The following is a 795-nucleotide window of genomic DNA, read 5'->3' as shown; positions in this document are numbered from 1 at the left end:
CTCCCCGAAGCTTTTCGCAGGCTACCACGTCTTTCATCGCCTCTGACTGCCAAGGCATCCACCGTATGCGCTTCTTCACTTGACCATATAACCCCAAGCAATCTGGTTATACTGTGAAGACGACATTCGCCGAAAATTCGAATTTCTCAACTAAGAGAACTCACAAATTTTACCTTAGCCTGATCCGTTACCAGTGAAAGTAACGTTCAGTCTATCTTTCTATCACATACCCAAATTTTTAAAGAACGATCTAATCAAAAGACTAGAAATCAATATTCACAGCGGAATATTCATTTCTAAACTCTCAAACGTTTCGAAGCAGTTAATGGTGGAGCCAAACGGGATCGAACCGTTGACCTCCTGCGTGCAAGGCAGGCGCTCTCCCAGCTGAGCTATGGCCCCATACAAAATTGGTGGGTCTGGGCAGATTCGAACTGCCGACCTCACCCTTATCAGGGGTGCGCTCTAACCAACTGAGCTACAGACCCAATTTCGAGCGCGTAACTGTTAGCTTGGAGCTATCAGCTTGGAGCTTAAAGCTGCTTCTATCGTCTTCTTCAATGAATCAAGCAATTCGTGTGGGAACTTATGGAGCAGCTGAGTCGTCGATTAAGGAGGTGATCCAGCCGCAGGTTCCCCTACGGCTACCTTGTTACGACTTCACCCCAGTCATGAATCACACCGTGGTAACCGTCCTCCCGAAGGTTAGACTAGCTACTTCTGGTGCAACCCACTCCCATGGTGTGACGGGCGGTGTGTACAAGGCCCGGGAACGTATTCACCGCGACATTCTGA

2 tRNA genes and 2 rRNA genes are annotated in these 795 nt (G+C 48.6%); all 4 read right to left on the bottom strand.

Annotated elements, in window-relative coordinates:
- A 23S ribosomal RNA gene (locus AC1DRN_RS29925) occupies window positions 1-85 on the bottom strand; the annotation flags it as partial.
- 241 nt (window positions 86-326) lie between these two features.
- Window positions 327-402: transfer RNA gene (locus AC1DRN_RS29920), tRNA-Ala, on the bottom strand.
- A gap of 9 nt (window positions 403-411) precedes the next feature.
- Window positions 412-488, bottom strand: a tRNA-Ile gene (locus AC1DRN_RS29915).
- Window positions 489-610: 122 nt separating this feature from the next.
- Window positions 611-795, bottom strand: a 16S ribosomal RNA gene (locus AC1DRN_RS29910); the annotation flags it as partial.

The organism is Pseudomonas sp. P5_B3 (assembly GCF_056400405.1).
Note: the sequence above shows the minus strand (reverse complement) of the source record. Positions and strands in the feature narration are given on the sequence as shown.